We start from the raw sequence: 1,451 nt of genomic DNA, 5'->3' as shown, positions 1-1,451 counted from the left end.
GTCAACAAGTCGCTGACCGCTTATGCCACGGGCTATTATCGTACCAACTCGGTTACCGGCCTGCCTTATGTGCAGGTGATGACCCCGCCAAACCCGAACCTGCGGTGGGAGAAAGTCAAAATGGTCAACTTCGGGATTGACTTTGAAAGCAAAAACCATTTGCTGTCGGGCAGTATTGAATACTACCAGGTAGGATATCTATCGGGCTACGCGGGCTTGTTGTTGGTTGACGGTGGTTTTGGGCAGCGGTCGGGAAGTCAGCAGTTGGAGTAGCTGCTTTCCAGGGTCGCGCCCGCAGCCCTATTCTCCAGGCACGGGATCCTCATAGCTTGCTTGGGGTGCCGACTTGGTGGCTGTTGTTTCTTTGCCGCTGGTTTGTCGCACCTGTTTCATGAGCTTGGAGAAGGTGTACTCTTGCAGGCGTCCGGGGTCGACATCGGTGTAAAGGATTTTCCCGATGCTGAGGATTTCCTGGATCTGGCCGTAGAGTTGGTTCATGATTTCGACATTCTCCTCAATCAGCATCCGGCGGTTGGACAAAATTTGGTATTGCTGCTGGTTGAGCTGGTTGAGGTTTTCGCCCGTGGTGTCGAAAAAACCGGTGATTTCTTCGGTGAGTCCCACGGGTGTGAGCTGGCTGCTGAAGCGATCCAGGTTGGTGTTGATCAACTGGAGGGCGTCGAGCACCTTTTCGGTGTCCTTGCTGCGCAATCCGCTACGCAAAGCTTTGATGCCAAAATCGGCTGCCGACAGGGGCAGGTCGTTTTTGGCCAACTTGAGGTAGCCATCGAGGTGCCGCAAGGGCATCAGGATGGATTGCATGAGCGCATACAGTTCAGTGGTGATCTGTTTGAGCTCGGCAGACTCGGTTTCGGGTGCCACCAATTGCCGGCAGGCCGCAATGCGGTCGGTGAATTGGGTGGCGTAAGCCGCGTCGAACTTGGGCGAGAAAGCGGTAAAATCGGCTAAATCGCGCTCAAAGCCAAAGGCGACATACTGCGCAACGACGGGTAATTCCTCGTCTTTGCAATTGTAACTTCTGGGGTTGTTTTTTCCCATGTTGTACAGATTTTAGTTCATATGTTGGTTTTCCTACCTTTCGATTGGATGCTGGTTGCTGGATGCTGGATGCTGGATGCTCGATATTGGATGCTTGATACTGGATGCTGGATACTGGATGCTTGATACTGGATGCTTGATACTTGATGCTTGCCCCCAACAATCGGAGCGTCATTCCGAACTTGATTCGGAATCTGTCGGCGAGTAGCTGCTGGCTTCAACCCTTCACTGCTCCTGTTCTCTTCGTTGACGCTGTCAGGTCTGGCGACGCTGACAGGTCGGATCGTGCGTTCATGCGTTCGTACCTCTGTGCTCCTCTGTGGTTAAAACGTCTTTCGCTTTTCCGTCCGCCGCGGCGATGGTGCGTTTTGCAGGCTATGGTTCGCGGCCTA

At 53.4% G+C, this 1,451-nt stretch carries 2 protein-coding genes; one reads left to right on the top strand and one right to left on the bottom strand.

The features are described from left to right. Positions 1–273: TonB-dependent receptor (locus NC99_RS05060; RefSeq protein ID WP_157624470.1), on the top strand; the 273-nt coding region annotated here is incomplete at its 5' end. Between the two features lie 27 nt (positions 274–300). On the opposite strand, the gene NC99_RS05055 is transcribed toward NC99_RS05060, so the two are convergent. Next, positions 301–1,059 carry a hypothetical protein gene (locus NC99_RS05055; protein WP_053180514.1) on the bottom strand — a complete coding sequence of 253 codons (759 nt, stop codon included), beginning with the start codon at positions 1,057–1,059 and terminating at the stop codon, positions 301–303. Positions 1,060–1,451 lie beyond the last annotated feature (392 nt).

Origin of the sequence: Sunxiuqinia dokdonensis (genome assembly GCF_001270965.1) — a bacterium.
Taxonomy (GTDB): domain Bacteria; phylum Bacteroidota; class Bacteroidia; order Bacteroidales; family Prolixibacteraceae; genus Sunxiuqinia; species Sunxiuqinia dokdonensis.
Note: the sequence above shows the minus strand (reverse complement) of the source record. Positions and strands in the feature narration are given on the sequence as shown.

Bases quoted from the DNA above. Each gene is read 5' to 3' on its own strand.
- NC99_RS05055 (WP_053180514.1), bottom strand. From the start codon at position 1,059: ATGGGAAAAAACAACCCCAGAAGTTACAATTGCAAAGACGAGGAATTA.